At 69.2% G+C, this 13862-nt stretch carries 16 protein-coding genes; 3 read left to right on the forward strand and 13 right to left on the reverse strand.

Translation table 11 applies throughout. The features are described from left to right. Window positions 1–82 precede the first annotated feature (82 nt). On the forward strand, window positions 83–490 hold the full coding sequence (locus tag J0695_RS24615; protein WP_206965191.1) for a hypothetical protein: 408 nt from the start codon (window positions 83–85) through the stop codon (window positions 488–490). A gap of 30 nt (window positions 491–520) precedes the next feature. Then, entirely contained in the window at window positions 521–1333 is an 813-nt protein-coding gene (locus tag J0695_RS24620) for an alpha/beta fold hydrolase (RefSeq protein WP_206965194.1), read from the forward strand. 1 nt (window position 1334) lies between these two features. Here J0695_RS24620 and J0695_RS46285 read toward each other — a convergent pair whose 3' ends face one another. From J0695_RS46285 to J0695_RS24680, 13 genes are all read right to left on the reverse strand, one after another. Then, the gene (locus J0695_RS46285; RefSeq protein ID WP_206965196.1) at window positions 1335–2069 is read right to left on the reverse strand and encodes a helix-turn-helix domain-containing protein; all 735 of its coding nucleotides are present in this window, start codon (window positions 2067–2069) and stop codon (window positions 1335–1337) included. A 110-nt stretch (window positions 2070–2179) separates the two neighbouring features. Continuing rightward, window positions 2180–2566: a fic family toxin-antitoxin system, toxin component gene (locus J0695_RS24630; RefSeq protein WP_206965201.1), complete on the reverse strand. Its 387-nt coding sequence runs from the start codon at window positions 2564–2566 to the stop codon at window positions 2180–2182. Beyond that, window positions 2563–2847: a hypothetical protein gene (locus tag J0695_RS24635; protein ID WP_206965204.1), complete on the reverse strand. Its 285-nt coding sequence runs from the start codon at window positions 2845–2847 to the stop codon at window positions 2563–2565. The genes J0695_RS24630 and J0695_RS24635 overlap by 4 nt, the downstream gene beginning before the upstream one ends. 63 nt (window positions 2848–2910) lie before the next feature. Further along, window positions 2911–4167 (reverse strand): MFS transporter, encoded by a 1257-nt coding sequence (locus J0695_RS24640; RefSeq protein ID WP_206965206.1) that lies wholly within the window; start codon window positions 4165–4167, stop codon window positions 2911–2913. A 28-nt stretch (window positions 4168–4195) separates the two neighbouring features. Beyond that, a complete protein-coding gene (locus tag J0695_RS24645; protein WP_206965208.1) occupies window positions 4196–4948 on the reverse strand; it encodes a phytanoyl-CoA dioxygenase family protein in 753 nt (250 codons plus the stop codon). A gap of 48 nt (window positions 4949–4996) precedes the next feature. Beyond that, on the reverse strand, window positions 4997–5680 hold the full coding sequence (locus tag J0695_RS24650; protein ID WP_206965209.1) for a TfuA-like protein: 684 nt from the start codon (window positions 5678–5680) through the stop codon (window positions 4997–4999). Then, window positions 5677–6954 carry a YcaO-like family protein gene (locus J0695_RS24655; RefSeq protein ID WP_206965219.1) on the reverse strand — a complete coding sequence of 426 codons (1278 nt, stop codon included), beginning with the start codon at window positions 6952–6954 and terminating at the stop codon, window positions 5677–5679. Before J0695_RS24655 ends, J0695_RS24650 begins: the two co-directional genes overlap by 4 nt. Then, window positions 6951–8939, reverse strand: coding sequence for a S9 family peptidase (locus J0695_RS45470; RefSeq protein WP_206965221.1), 1989 nt, complete (start codon window positions 8937–8939; stop codon window positions 6951–6953). The genes J0695_RS24655 and J0695_RS45470 overlap by 4 nt, the downstream gene beginning before the upstream one ends. Continuing rightward, on the reverse strand, window positions 8932–9810 hold the full coding sequence (locus tag J0695_RS24665) for a JmjC domain-containing protein (RefSeq protein WP_206965223.1): 879 nt from the start codon (window positions 9808–9810) through the stop codon (window positions 8932–8934). The genes J0695_RS45470 and J0695_RS24665 overlap by 8 nt, the downstream gene beginning before the upstream one ends. Before the next feature lie 4 nt (window positions 9811–9814). Then, a complete protein-coding gene (locus J0695_RS24670; protein ID WP_206965232.1) occupies window positions 9815–10687 on the reverse strand; it encodes a JmjC domain-containing protein in 873 nt (290 codons plus the stop codon). A 68-nt stretch (window positions 10688–10755) separates the two neighbouring features. After that, complete coding sequence (locus J0695_RS45235) at window positions 10756–10881, reverse strand: hypothetical protein (protein WP_277990019.1); 126 nt, start codon at window positions 10879–10881, stop codon at window positions 10756–10758. 97 nt (window positions 10882–10978) lie between these two features. Continuing rightward, window positions 10979–11872, reverse strand: coding sequence for a transketolase family protein (locus tag J0695_RS24675; protein WP_206965244.1), 894 nt, complete (start codon window positions 11870–11872; stop codon window positions 10979–10981). 55 nt (window positions 11873–11927) lie between these two features. Continuing rightward, window positions 11928–12647 (reverse strand): thiamine pyrophosphate-binding protein, encoded by a 720-nt coding sequence (locus J0695_RS24680; protein ID WP_206965234.1) that lies wholly within the window; start codon window positions 12645–12647, stop codon window positions 11928–11930. A gap of 91 nt (window positions 12648–12738) precedes the next feature. Between J0695_RS24680 and J0695_RS24685 the strand changes: the two genes are divergently transcribed. Beyond that, window positions 12739–13731 carry an aldo/keto reductase family protein gene (locus J0695_RS24685; RefSeq protein WP_206965242.1) on the forward strand — a complete coding sequence of 331 codons (993 nt, stop codon included), beginning with the start codon at window positions 12739–12741 and terminating at the stop codon, window positions 13729–13731. The last annotated feature ends 131 nt before the right edge of the window (window positions 13732–13862 follow it).

The following is a 13862-nucleotide window of genomic DNA, read 5'->3' on the forward strand; positions in this document are numbered from 1 at the left end:
TGGCGCCAGTTGTGTGCCATGATGGGGCCACGGAAACGGAGCGGCGCCGGTTACGGCGTCCGGCGTAAAGGAGCCCCCCACCATGTCTGTCATCCTCAGCGACCAGGACAAGCTGACCCTGCGGACCGCCGCCTACGGTGCGGTCACGCTGCTGGCCACGGCCGATGCCGGCGGTTCGCCGGGCAAGGTGGCCGCCCAGGGCAGCATCGCGCTGAACGCCGCGACCGGCCTCGTGGGCCACGTCCTGGCGGAGAAGGCCTCGGCCGGACACCTCACCGGCAAGTCCACCGCCGAACTCGCCGACCAGGTGCTGCCCGCCCTCACCGACGCCGTACAGCTGCTCAAGAAGCAGGCACCCGACGAGGCCGCCAACTTCCGCAGCACCGTCCTGGCCGCCCTCGAAACCGGCCTCCAGGCCCGCAAGAACACCCCCGGCCCCACCCTCACCACCATCGTCGACAAGATCACCCAAGCCCTCGACGCCGCCTGACCGACACCCAGACAAGGCCAGGTGGAACACATGACGAAGAAGAACAGCACCTCCCCGGCCCCTGAGCAGTGGACCGGCAAGGTGCCCGTCGACGACACGGCTCTGGCCGTCACCGACACCGGAGGCCCCGGCCTCCCCCTGATCTACCTCAACGGCCAGTTCGCCACGCAGGGGTACTGGCGGCGGGTCATCGCCGAACTGGGGCCAGGATGGCGCCACATCACCTACGACGAGCGGGCCCGCGGCAAGTCGGACCGCTCGGCGGACTACTCCTTCGAGGCGGCCGTCCGGGATGTCGACGCCGTCCTCGCCGCCAGAAAGGTGGACCGGGCCCTGCTGGTGGGCTGGTCCTACGGAGCGTTCGTCGCGGCGCACTGGGCCGGCCGGAATCCGGACCGCACCCTGGGCACGGTCCTGGTCGACGGCGCGCAGCCGTACGACTGGCTCGACGAGGCCATGGAGCAGCGCATCCGCAAGCTGTTCCGGCGGCTGGGCTGGTTCATGCCGCTGCTGCGCCCGACGGGCCTGACCCCGCGGATGTCCCCCGCGCAGCAGGCGGAGTGCAACATCGAGCTGGGCAGGCTCTCCCGCGAGCGCGCACTGGGACCTGTGCTGGACGGCATCACCGTCCCGGTGCGGTACGTGCTCGCTTCGGGAACGTCCTTCGGGAGCAAGGGGGATGAGCAGGAGCGCATTCGCGCGGGGCTCGACCAGGTGTTCGCGCGCAACGCGAACATCCGGCTCAGCGCGAAGGTCGCCAGCAACCACGGTGCGATCCTGAAGAAGGAGTTCGCGGCCGTCGCCGAGGCCGTACGCGAGGTCGCCGCCCTCGACGGCGCGTAGTTCAGGGCGTGTTGCCCGGCGCGGCCCCGGGCTTCGTGTGGAGTATTTCCCGGGCCTGTTCCGCGGCGCGGGCGATGTTCTCCGAGACGAAGTCGAGGAAACGGGCGATGTTTTCGAGGCGGACGCCGGCGGGCGTGCCGGGACCCAGAATGCCGACGCCCTGGCGTGAGGTCTCGACGAGCCGGGCGGTGGAGCGGGCGCTGGCCATCATGGACTGGTACCAGATGTCGTCGTCGACGACATAGCGCTCGCGGCGGCGTTCGTCGCGCTCGCGCCGTACCAGGCCCTGGTTCTCCAGGTACGCGATCGCTTTGGAGACGGACGCCGGACTGATCTGGAGGCGCTGGACGAGTTCGGCGGCGGTGAGGCTGCCGGAGTCGGTGAGGGTGAGGCAGGCCAGCACCCGCGACATCATGGCGGGCGCGCCCGAGGCCATGATGACGGTGGTGAACACCTGCTCGTAGTCACGCACCGCTTCGACGTCGCGTCCGTGGAGCGGCGGGGAGGATTCCCCTCCCCGGGGCGCGGACTGCCTGCGCCGGTGGGCGCGGTGCTCGGTGGCGCGATGGGCGATGTCGGCACGGTAGGCGACGGGGCCGCCGTTGCGCGTCACCTCCCGCGTGATCGTGGAGGTCGGGCGGTCCAGACGCCGGGCCATTTCCGCGTAAGGGAGATTGTCGGCCAGTCCCAGCGCGATCTGCTGACGGTCCTGCTGGGTGAGCCTGCCTCCCGGCATCACGGTCTCCTTCGAGGTCTGCGATGTCGGCACTATAGCTTTCGTGCTCCGGACGCAACGCAGCGCTTCCTTCACGGGAAACAGTGGCCGGTTCCTCGGGCCCCGCAGGGTCAGGACGCGCCCCAGTCGCGCAGCCGGCGGGCGATCCGGGCGACGCCGAGCGACCCGGAGGCGGCGTCGCGCACCAGTGCAACGGCCGCCTTGGACGGGTAGTCCAGCCGGTGGTCGTTGAGGGCGAGATACGCCTCGGTGGAGTGCCAGGCGAAGGCCTCGCCGGAGTGCTCCAGGCAGGGCAGCTTCGCCAGGGTCTGCAGCAGCGCGGCCGCCTTCAGGTGTACGGAGCCGTACACATCACGCCCCATGGCCCGGGCGTTGACCCGGGCGACTGTGGCGTAAAGCGTCCCGAGGTCGTCGACTTGCGGGTCCCCGTCGAGCAATTCGGCGGCGTGCAGCAGAAACGTGATGTCGAGCGGGTGCAGCGGTTCCGGCTGGGTCACGCGGCGTGCCCCTGCTCCATGAGCTCACGAAGCGCCTGCTGCTCGGCCGCCCGCTGGTCGGCGGAGGGATGCACCGGCTCGGCCGCGAAGGCCGCGCCGCTGCGGTCCATCGAGACCTTGAACCCGTCGAGGAACCGCTGCTCGACGGCGGTCGCACGGTCGTACGCGGCGGAGAGGATGTACGCCTGGAGGCTGACCCCCTCCTGCTTGGCGGCAGCCGCGATGGCGGCCCGCTGTCCGGGGTCGGGGAAACGCAGATTCATGGCCTTGGGATCCGACATGGCACCCACGGTACCAGCGGTACCACGCCGGGTGTCGTGCGGTGCGGTGCCGTGACGCGGCAGTCAGCCGTGACGCACCATCGGTACGGGCGCGGCCGTCAGCCGGTTCCTGCCGGCGGTCCACCGCACCGCGGGACGGACCGCCGCCGTACCGGCGAGGAAGACCAGGCACATGGCGAGCCAGCCGAAGGAGCCGTGGTGGATCACGAGGAACGAGACCAGGGCCGGCCCGACGGTGGCCTGCACCACCACGTGCAGATGGAACGCACCCAGATACTCGCCCTTCGCCGACTCGGGGGCGAGTCCGAAGCCGAGGCCGAACACGCTGGAGGACTGCCACAGTTCGGCGAACGTGAAGAGCAGGACCGCCGTCAGGGCGAAGACGCCCGCGACCCAAGCCGTGGTGATGCTCCCGACCACGAGGGCGAGGCACCCCGCCGCACTGATCAGACCCGCCCTGCGGGCCGCGCCGACGGCCCCCTCCAGGGTCTCCGACCCCTTGGCGCACTTCACCTGGAGCAGCACGACCAGGACGGTGTTCAGCACGAAGACGACAGGAATGAGGCTGCGGGGAAGCTTGCCGCTGGTGGCGAGCCAGAGCGGAATCCCGACGAGGAGGACCGCGCTGTGGAGCGCCAGCAGACTCGATGCGCCGATCACGCTCAGGAAGGACGTGTCCCTCAGCGCCCGGAACCGGGACACACGTTCCGCCTTGGGCGGGGCCACGTGCCCGGCGGGAAGCCGCAGTACGAGTCCCGCTGCCAACAGGAAGGAGAGGGCGTTGCCCAGAGGCAGCGCCCGCATGGCGGAGCCGCCGGCCCCGATGAGCGCGGCAGCCGCCAGCGCACCGACCGAGAAGCCGACGTTGAACAGTGAACGCAGGGCCGCGCGTGCACTGACCCGGTCGTCCTCCGGCACCAGCTCCATGATCAAGGTGTGGAACAGCGGGCCGCTGCCCCATTCGAGCGCCCCGATCAGGCCCACCACCGGGAAGAACGCCGGCAGTGAACCGACCGCGGGATAAAGGCAGTAGGCCCCCGCGATCGCCAGCAGGGTGACGAAGAGAAGACGCCGGGGGCCGACGCGATCGGCGGCCATGCCCATGAGGACGCTGGACACGAACCCGGTGAGGCCCGCGAGGGAAAGACCGAGCCCGACCTGCGCGGGGGGAAGTCCGGCGACCACGACGAAGTAGACCGTCGAACCGGAGATGAACATGCCGCCGCCGAGACTGTCGACGAAGTGCAGGACGGCGAGCGTCCTGGCCGGGCCGTGCAGCGACGCGTAGTTGTTGCGTACGAACGACAACAGGACCGACATCACGCGCTCCTCGCCGCTTCGCCCCTACTCACGGGAGCCTCGGGAAGTCGTCGTCCGGGAAGACGGTGCCCGCGGTGGTGCCGTCCGGCTCGGGGAGCGGCCCGGCGGCGGGGCGGGGCCGCGGGTCGTAGCGGGTGTCGGCGTCCATGTAGACGACCACATGGGCGATGCGCGGGTCGTCGGTGAGGTTCGGCGAAGCGGTGTGGGCGGTGAGCGAGTGGTGGAAGGTGCAGTCGCCGGCCCGGAGGGGGACGGTGACGCGGGGTTCCCAGCGCAGGTGCGGAAAGACCCGCATCAGATTGTCGGCGTCGCGCAGGTCCTGGGGGTGCAGGTCGTCGAGGCGGTGGGTGCCCGGTATGAAGCTCATGCAGCCACGGCTGACGGGTACGTCGACGAGGGCGATCCAGGCGGAGAGGGAGTGCCGGGAACCGAGGTGCGGCCAGTAGGGCTGGTCCTGGTGGAACTCGGTGGCGGCGCCGTTGTGCGGTTCCTTGATCAGAAGATGGTCGTGGTAGAGCCGCAGCGGGACACCGGCCAGGGCGGTGGCCGCGGCGGCCACGACGGGACTGAGGGTGAGTTCGCGCAGCGTCTCGTCGTGCTTCCAGAGCTGCATCACGTGCGTGAAGGCCGGATCGGCGGGAAGGTCGCTGACACGGTCCCGGGCGGCCAGTGCCGCTTTGGCGTACCGGGCGGCGTCTTCCTTGTCGATGATCTCCGGGATGCGGACGAAACCGTCACGGTGGTAGGCGGCTGCCTGGTCTTCGGTCACGGAGTGAGCCATGGGTTCTTCCTGCCGGAATCCGTAGAGGTGGAGAGGGGATGGGCTGCCTCAGGACGACAGCGCCGCCTGGACGGCTTCGAGCGCGTCGAGTCTCTTGCGGTCCCAGCCGTCGAGGCGCTCAGCACCGAAATCTGCTTCCACGGCCGCCACCGCGCTCCCGGGAAGCGCGCGTTTCCACTGCTTCAGCAGAACGGAGTGCCGTCTGTCCCGGAAGTTCAGGTCCTGCGCGACGTCCAGCGCACTGCTCGCCTCCGCGAGGGAGAGTGCCCCCTCCCGCACTCTCTCGGCCAGCAGCCAGCGGACGTTCACCAGGGGGACGGTGACGGGCGTGTAGTCCTCCGGGTCGTACAGGAGGGCCACATCGCCGTCGGAATCGATCGAGCCGTTCAGGTACTGGGTGTAGACCCAGCCGCTGCCGGTCATCCCGATGGTCCGGCATTCCACGGCCCGCAGGGCGCCCATCGAGGACGCGCCGGAAAGCGGCTGCCCCGCGTACAGAAGGGCGCGCACCTCGGTCACGCTCACCGCGAGGCTCTGCCCGAACTCCCCGTCCAGCATGACGATCTTCCGGGGGGAGTCCGCGCCGATGAGAGCCAGCAGGTCGTGCCGGCGGACCGGGGGGCGCAGATCGAGCGTCCGTTTCCGTTCGGCGGCGAGAGCCTGCAGCCGGGTGAGGTCGGCGGGGCGCAGCGAAGGGCCCGTGAACACGGTGAGTGTGGGGTTCCCGGTCATGACAGCGGCTGCGCAAGTCCGGCCCGCACCATGGCGCGGTGCAGGCGTGTTCCCAGTCTGGCGGTGTCGTTGTGGTAGACCTCGAGGCCGGGAACGATCACCTTGGTGACCGAGAAGGGAAGGTCGTCGGGGGCCAGTTCGGTGGCCAGGACCAGCGGGAGACCGGCGCGTTCCAGCCCGGCCAGGACCGCGTCGAGGTCACCGTCGGTCGTGCCGGTGCTCACGCTCTCGATGACGTCGAAATCCGCGGTGGGCCGCCCGCTGCTCCAGATCTGGTACATCTCCTGGAGGGCCTCGTAGGACGAGTGCCTGCGATAGGCCTGCCCCGCGAAGTCCTCCCGTGCGCCCGCGATCACCGCGAGTCTCGACTGGGCGGCCTCCGTCAGCGCGCGGGTCACCGCGACGGTGGGATCGAGGTGGCAGCCCGCGCCGCCGTTGAAGAGCATGCCGTCCCCGGCCTGGGTGTCGTCGGTCGTCGCGAAGAACGTCGGTACGCCGATGTCGTTGACGTACGCGAAGACCTGGACGTTGACCCCCATCCTCTCGAAGCGCCCGACCAGTTCCGCGGCGGCTTCCGGCAGCGAGGAGAGCCGGATGTTCCAGCCGCTCTTGAGGGTTTCGCCGAAGGCCGTGCAGTCGTGCTCGATGGTCTCGAGCAGTCCGTGCAGCAGGGCTTCCTGGGGGCTGTTCCCCACGGCGAGACCGATGGTGTTCGACCGGAACATCCCGCATTCGTTCGGGAAAGGGACGAAGACCGCGAGGGCGGGGATGAGGATCTCGGTGTCCGAGGCGAGTTCCCGCACGGGCCACCAGCCGATGGAGGCGTTCTCGTCCCAGGTGTGGCCCCGCTTGAGGATCAGCCGCCGGGGGTCGAGCGCCAGGACGCCCGCGCCGCACAGTTCGGCGTACGAGGCCCGGAGCGGGGGCTCGCCCGCCCGCTGCTCGCACCAGGTCCGCTCGATCGCCTCCATCATGGCCGATACGCGGGCCGCGGCCGCGGTCGTACCCTTTCCGCTGGTCACCGTATTGAGTCCGGGTGCCGCGGCGGGACGGAAGCTGTTGAAGACCGGGATGCCGAGGACATCGAGTTCGGTGACGTCGGCGACCCGGGTGATGCCGCACCGGGTGAAGCTGGCCCGGGCCAGCGCCTCCGTCGCCTCCAGCGTGCGCGTCCGCAGGGACGTACCGCAGGCCGTGGCGGGTGCGTCTCCCGCCGGCGGGAACCAATGGGTCCGGTCGAGGCTCGCGGGAGCACTCGTCTGAATGACCGTCATATCGCGCTGAACTCCTTTCTGGCTGGTCGGCTGCCGAGCGTCTCGCGACATGCCTGGGAGACCCACCGGTGCCAGGCGCCGGCGTTCGCGGGTCTGAGGATGCTGTGTCTCTCGTCCGGGACGAGCATGAGTTCGACATCCACGCCCCGGGTGTCCAGCGCCCGGTACATGGCGCGTGATTCGCCGACCGGCACATGGCCGTCCTCGCACCCGTGGGACAGGAGCACTCTCGTACGCGGCGGGATGGCGTCCAGCGAGAGGCTCTCCGAGCGGTACGACGGCGAGCGGTCCACCGCTCCGTACTCGCGCAGCCAGTGCCAGTGCAGATCGCAGGCCCGTGCCACCGCGGGGAAGTCGGCCCAGCCGCAGTGACTGACGATCAGGCGCGGTTCGTGCAGGAGGGTCCCCAGCGCCAGCGACAGGAAACCGCCGAAGCTCGCCCCCATCACCGCCACGCGCCCGGCGTCCAGACGCGGATCGAGGAGCGCGTCCGTGATCTGTGCGGCGGCCACGGCGGCCACCTCGGAGGTCCATTTCCCCCATCCCCGCTCGATGGCGTCCTGGCCGTATCCGACCGACAGCGGCGGGTCGGGCATGAGCACCGCGTATCCGTCGGCGACGAACGGCCAGGGGTTCCACCGCCAGGACCAGTCGGTCCAGCTCAGCATCGGTCCGCCGTGGCACCAGACGAGGACCGGCAGTTCCCCGCCGGCGTTCTCCTCGGGCAGACAGAGCCAGCTGCTCCACCGGGATCCGTCGGGCGCCTCGTAGGTGAGGCGTTCCATCCTTCCCCGGGGGGTGGCCGCGGCGGCCGGGGCGAAGATCTCCCGCCGGGTGAGGTCCGGCGAGGAGAGCGCGAGGGCGACCACCGAAGGGGGCGACTTGATGGAGGAGCGTACGACCAGGGCCTCGCCCGCGCGGCCCGTGACGGAGAGCGCCGAGCCGCCGGTCTCGATCCGCGTGATGCCGCCCGTGTCGATGGCGATCTGCCAGAGGTGGCGCTGTCCGTCCTCCTCGCCCGTACAGAGGACGGTCTCCGGGTCCTGCCAGCAGCGGGGCTGCAGCCAGTCGCGGTGGTCCGGGGCGACCTTGCGCACGTCGAGTCCGTCGCTCGACACCAGGGCGGCTTCCTGACGGGGCGCCGTCCCGGGGGCCGCGATCCGTTCCGCGGTGCAGGCGAACCAGGCGCCGTCGGGGGAGGGGACCGGGTCGCTCAGATCGTCATCTGCCCATACCTGTACGGCATGTGATGGTTCGTCCGGAGAGAAGAGGAGCAGCCCGTAGCGGCGGTGTCCGCCGGGAAGGAAGCGGACGAGACCGGCGGCGCAGCGGCGGCCGCCGGGGGTGAGGGAGACCTGCCCGGAGAGCCGGGTACGCCGGCCGAGGGGCAGCTCCAGCAGTTCGGGACCGGCCGGATCATCCTCCAGGGACAGCCCGACCAGCTTGAGGACCTCGGTGCCGTACTGCTGGCTCGATCGCGGCCAGAGGTCGCCGTCGACCGTCACCGCGGTCAGACCTTCCCGGGCCGACTTCTCGCGGAGGGCCCGGTCCGAGGCGAAGGAGTCGGCCCCGGCGTGGACCCAGACGGCGGCGACGGCCGTTCGCCCGGCGGCCGCGTAGCAGACCACGTCGCGAGCGGTGCTGAGCAGCGCCTGCGGTTCCCGCTCGTCGCGGTGGCGCCACAGCGACCGGCCGCCGACGGAGTCCTGCCCCTGCGGGCGCCGGTCCGAGAGAAAGAGGTACTCGTCGTCGCCGAGAACGGTCACCGACGAGGCGCCCGCGTGCGCGTGCCGAAGGGCCGGTCCGTCATCGTCGCAGGAGTAGCCCAGCACGAACGGGACGAGGTCGGGACGGTTCTCCCGCTCGATGTCGGATTCGACGAGCAATCCGCTGCCGAACCGGTGCGCCGTCCTGATCCGCTGCTGTGCTCTGAGGAGGTCGAACAGAGCGGCCCCGGCGGCGCCTTCGGCGGTGGGCTCACTCACGGCCCTGCGCCCTGCCTTCGCGCTGCCGGAGCTGCACGGCCCTTTTCGCCAGCGCTCCGTGCGGGTGGCCGGCCAGATGTGCTCGCAGCTCGGTCCTCAGCCAGGCGGTCTTCTCTTCCAGAGAGAGGAAATGGTGCGTTCCCGCGATGTCCTGCGCGGCGGAGGAATGGAGGAAATCCGCCAGAGCCAGCTCGGCGAGGTCCCGGGCAGTGGGCTGCTGAAGGGAGATCACCAGAAGGAGCGCATCGGTGCCGCACGGGACTGCCTGCCGTACCCGCGCGGCGGGTACGTAGAAGACCTCGCCGGCTTCGACCACGGTCTCGGACGCGTGCACGCCCTCTCCGACGGTCCAGCGCATCCGGCCTGCCAGCTGCACGGTGAGGGTATGAGCGCTGTCGGCGTGGGCGGGCACGCCGCCGGATCCGGCGGCACAGAAGTACGCGGCGGCGCCGGCCTGGGCACGGCACTCGGCACGGAGCGAATCGACCAGTGCGCCCACCCGGCCGTTCCAGTCCTCCAGTTGACTCAGCACGAAGACGTGGCCGGCGGCGATCTTCTCGCGTACGGCAGAGGGCTTCGCGTACCCCGGCCTCGGCTTCGTCTGGACGATCCGCGTCTCGGCGATGCCCGCGACCGTGGTGGCGGTGCCCTCCTGGAGGATGCCGAAGTAGGGGGCGATCAGCGAACCGCAGTCCAGCTCGCGCCAGACGTCCGCCACGGTGAGCAGCGCCTTCGCGCGCCCGCAGCTGAACCTGGCCGTACGGGTGCCCCAGACTTCGCCCAGGAACGACCCGGCGTCACCGACGAGGTCGGCGAGGTGCGCAGGTGTCCGCGTGGTCTCTTCCGACCGCGGGGAAATACTGGTCGTCATCGGTTCAGGCTCTCCTGTTCCGCATGCGCATCACGGCCCGGTCCACGAGCACGCCCGGATCCAGCCGGTCCAGGTGGTCGAGCAGCGCGCCGGTCACCATCGCGGCCTTCTCCTCGGGGGAGATGCCGGGCGCGGTGGAGTCGAGACGGTCCGCCTCTTCGCCGAAACCTTCCATCAGGGACTCGGCGAGCTCCAGGGGAGCCGGCTCCGTGAGGGTCAGGGTCAGATGCAGCGAGGTGCCCGTCCGGGCCGTCGCGACATGGGGAATGCCGTGCGGCAGGTAGAGGACGTCGCCGGGCTCCATGACGAAGGAGTGCGAGTGGCTGTCCGCGTCCAGGCCGGGCAGGAGCCCGCCACGGGAGTCGACCTTGTCCGGAGCGTCGTAGATGCGCCATTCCTTGGCGCCGGCGATCTGCAGGGCGAGCACATGGGAAGGGTCCCGGTGCGGAAGCATGCCGGTGTTGTCGCACGGGGTGTAGAAGACGTACGCCTTGAGCTCGGCGGGGAGCCTGCTCTCGATCTCGTCCATGAGCCGGCGCGTCGGCAGATGCCAGTCCTCGAGCTGGCTCAGCTTCATCGTGGCACCGCCGGCCAGCTGGGCCCGGACCTTGCCCGCGTCGGCGAAGCCGCTCACGCTCCGCCCGCCGACATTCCTGGTCCGGGTGAAGTCGGTGAGTGCGGGCTGGATCCCCTCCTTCAGGAGCATGAAGTACGGCCAGCGGAGCAGGCCGACGTCGAGTACTTCCTGAATGGCACTCTCATCCAGCATCCCCGCGACAGGAGAGGCGTTCTTAAACAAGCCGTGCTTCTTGTTCCAGAAGGTGCCCAGGAGATCGAATTCATCAATGAGGCGGGTCAGTGGATGCAGAGTTTCCACGAGAATCCTTATCGGTCAGATAAAAGCTATTCGGAGACGGCCCTGAGGCCGTCTCCGAATGTCAGACTCTAAGCCTCGTTGATGACACCGATAACCATCGGACGCGCGTGGTCCGAAAGCTCCGTGACCTCGGTCTCGGCCTCGGCGAGGAGGGCCTCGTCGGCGCTGGCAGCAAGCTTGTCGTTAAGAGACATCGAATACTCCTTTTCCTTGCGGGTAATTGACTTTCCGTTTCTCAACGGGCTGGAACTATTAAACGATGAGGCGGATCACGCGTCAAGAGGAAAAGCGTCAGGAGGAAAGGAATGAAGAGATCCTCAGACGCAATCCAGCCGGACCCAAGCCATGCGCGATCGCATGCTGGCGCGGCGATCCGTAGTTCCTCAGCTCTTCTTTCCCCACTCCGAGAGAAAGAATTCTGTGGGGCCTGTCCACCAGCGCGTCGGCGACTTCGGCCGTTGATGTCCCCGAGAGATACGGCTCGACCAGGACGACGGAGGGCGCCGCCTGATCACGCACCACCGCGCGCAGTCCGCCCGCGTCGAAGGGGCGGATGGTGGCGGCGTAGAGGACGGTCACGTCGAGCTGCTCCGTGGCCTGGAGCACGGCGTCGGCCACGGGTCCCACCGCGATGACCGTGGCCTGTGTTCCCCGGCGCAGGACCCGGAAGCCCTGCCCGGAGTCCAGACCGTACGGCTCGGAGTTCGACTGGTTGGACAGCCGTACGTAGACGAGTCCGTCGCCCGTCGCGGCCTCGCGCAGTTGCGCCTCGGCCTCGTCCGGGTGGCCCGGCACATGGATGGTCCAGTCGGGCAGTGTCGCCAGCAGCGCGACATCGCCGGGTGACTGATGGGACCGGCCGCTGCTCGCCATGTCGTAGGAGGCGCCGGCGCTGACCAGGATCGCGCCCACGTCCTGATGGTTCAGATCGATCTTGATCTGCTCGAAGGGCCGCTCGACGAGGAAGGGGGCGAAGCTGTGGGCGATCGGCCGCATTCCTGCGAGGGAGAGGCCGCCCGCCACGCTCACCAGCAGCTGTTCCCTGATTCCCAGGTTGACGACCCGGTCGGGGTGGCTCTCCCTGGCCGACCGGAACAGCCCCGCGGTGAGGTCGGCGGTGACCAGTGCGAGGTTCTCGTGAACGTCGAGCAGTTCTGTCGTGACACCGACGAAGCGCTCGCGCATGATGCCGGCCAAGGACACTCCTCCACATAGCTCTGATAGCTCTGATGTACGGACGTCAGCGGTCGCCCGGCGCGCCCACATCGGCGACGACCAGAGCGGGCCGGCCGGGATGCGGGGCGGTGAACGCCCTCTCCAGTGCGTCGTGATCACGGCCGTCGACCCGCCGGGTCGCCCAGCCCTCGGCCGCGAACCGCGACTCCAGACCGCCGGGCCAGCCCTGCGTCGCCGAGTGGTTGTCGATCACCACCGCGTTCAGCCGGTCCAGACCGGCCCGCGCGGCGTAGGCGACCGCTTCGTGATTGGAACCCTCGTCGAACTCGCCGTCGCCGAGCATGACCCAGAGCCGGGAGCCGTCGAGACCGCGTGCCCGCAGGCCCAGCGCCGTCCCCACCGCGAGCGGCAGTCCGTGTCCCAGCGATCCGCTGGAAATCTCCACACCGGGAACGAGCGCACGGTCGGGGTGATAGCCGAGCGGTGATCTGAACGCACCGAACATATCGAACAGTTCAGGTGCGAAGAAGCCTTTGGCGCAGAGCACCGCGTAGAAAGCCTGCGGACCGTGGCCCTTCGAAAGATAGAACCGGTCGCGGTCCTCGCGCAAGGAGGAATCGACGTTCAGAACCCGGTCGTAGAGAACCCAGAGCGCGTCCATCGTCGATGTCGCGGCTTCGGAGTGCTTCTCGTCCCCGGTCATTCTCGACATCAGTCCTGCGAGGTCATCGAACCCGTAAGGGGCCGAATCCACCACCCGTTCCCGGGTCTGGTTTTCTTGCATGGTCATCCTCTCGAAAGCCAAGCGGGAACGTACAACCAGTTCTCATCAATGTCGACTGTCAGGCAGAGAGTTGGGCGTACACTCCCGGCCCATGAAGCATCGAATACTAGGACGTAGCGGCCTGAAAATCAGTGAGATCTCCTATGGAAGCTGGATCAGCTATACAGAGGGATCCGCCGAAAAGATCGCACGAGAAGCGCTCGATCAGGGAATCACCACCTTCGATACCGCCGATGTCTATGGCGGAACCCGGGCGGAAGCCGTTCTCGGCCGCGCTCTGGAGAACGTGCGCCGGGAATCCGTCGTGATCTCGACGAAGGTCTTCTCCCCGGTCGGTCCTGGCCCCAACGACCGGGGCCTGTCGCGCAAGCACATCATGGAGGCGGCCCACGGCTCGCTCCGCCGGCTCAAGACCGACTACATCGACCTCTACCAGGCGCACCGCTTCGACGAGCAGACCCCGCTCGCCGAGACCCTGCGTGCCTTCGACGACCTCGTCCGGCAGGGGAAGGTTCTCTATGTAGGGGTGTCGGAATGGACCGCGGCCCAGATCTCCGAGGCTCTGGAACTGGCCGACCGGATGGGGTTCGACCGGATCATCTCCAACCAGCCCCAGTACAACCTCGTGTGGCGGGTCATCGAGGAGGAGGTCGTCCCCCTGTGCGCACGCGAGGGGATCGGCCAGATGGTCTGGTCACCGCTGGCCCAGGGCCTGCTGACCGGCAAGTACCTGCCCGGCCAGGCGCTCCCCGCCGGATCGCGCGCCGCAGGGGCGGCCGCCTCCCAGTTCTCCTCGGCGGCGCTGACCGACGATGTGCTCAAGCGCGTCGCCGAGCTCGGCGAAGTCGCCGCGGACCTCGGCCTGTCCATGCCCCAGCTGGCCATCGCCTGGGTGCTGCGCAACCCGAACGTCGCGACCGCGATCGTCGGCGCGACCAGGCCCGAGCAGATCGCGCAGAGCGCCACGGCCTCCGGGATCGAACTGGACGACGAGGCCGTCGAGCGCATCGACCGCATCCTGGAGCCGATCATCGAGCGGGACCCCCGCAGGACTCCCGCCCAGCCGACCGACTACCGAAGCTGACCGGACGAAGATCACCCGTGCGTTCCACGCCGGTCCCCGCCTCATGACGGCCGCTCCGGGCCGTGTCCCGTCGACGGGACACGGCCCGGAGCGGGCGATTCCGGACAACAGAAACGGAGCAACTACCTCCG

It is taken from the genome of Streptomyces beijiangensis (genome assembly GCF_017315755.1).
In the GTDB taxonomy this organism is placed as follows: domain Bacteria; phylum Actinomycetota; class Actinomycetes; order Streptomycetales; family Streptomycetaceae; genus Streptomyces; species Streptomyces beijiangensis.

Coding starts and splice junctions, on each gene's coding strand:
- J0695_RS24680 (WP_206965234.1), bottom strand. CDS start 12,647: ATGCAAGAAAACCAGACCCGGGAACGGGTGGTGGATTCGGCCCCTTAC.
- J0695_RS24640 (WP_206965206.1), bottom strand. CDS start 4,167: ATGTCGGTCCTGTTGTCGTTCGTACGCAACAACTACGCGTCGCTGCAC.
- J0695_RS24685 (WP_206965242.1), top strand. CDS start 12,739: ATGAAGCATCGAATACTAGGACGTAGCGGCCTGAAAATCAGTGAGATC.
- J0695_RS24620 (WP_206965194.1), top strand. CDS start 521: ATGACGAAGAAGAACAGCACCTCCCCGGCCCCTGAGCAGTGGACCGGC.
- J0695_RS45235 (WP_277990019.1), bottom strand. CDS start 10,881: ATGTCTCTTAACGACAAGCTTGCTGCCAGCGCCGACGAGGCCCTCCTC.
- J0695_RS24675 (WP_206965244.1), bottom strand. CDS start 11,872: ATGCGCGAGCGCTTCGTCGGTGTCACGACAGAACTGCTCGACGTTCAC.
- J0695_RS46285 (WP_206965196.1), bottom strand. CDS start 2,069: ATGCCGGGAGGCAGGCTCACCCAGCAGGACCGTCAGCAGATCGCGCTG.
- J0695_RS24615 (WP_206965191.1), top strand. CDS start 83: ATGTCTGTCATCCTCAGCGACCAGGACAAGCTGACCCTGCGGACCGCC.
- J0695_RS24650 (WP_206965209.1), bottom strand. CDS start 5,680: ATGACCGGGAACCCCACACTCACCGTGTTCACGGGCCCTTCGCTGCGC.
- J0695_RS24645 (WP_206965208.1), bottom strand. CDS start 4,948: ATGGCTCACTCCGTGACCGAAGACCAGGCAGCCGCCTACCACCGTGAC.
- J0695_RS24665 (WP_206965223.1), bottom strand. CDS start 9,810: ATGACGACCAGTATTTCCCCGCGGTCGGAAGAGACCACGCGGACACCT.
- J0695_RS24635 (WP_206965204.1), bottom strand. CDS start 2,847: ATGTCGGATCCCAAGGCCATGAATCTGCGTTTCCCCGACCCCGGACAG.
- J0695_RS24655 (WP_206965219.1), bottom strand. CDS start 6,954: ATGACGGTCATTCAGACGAGTGCTCCCGCGAGCCTCGACCGGACCCAT.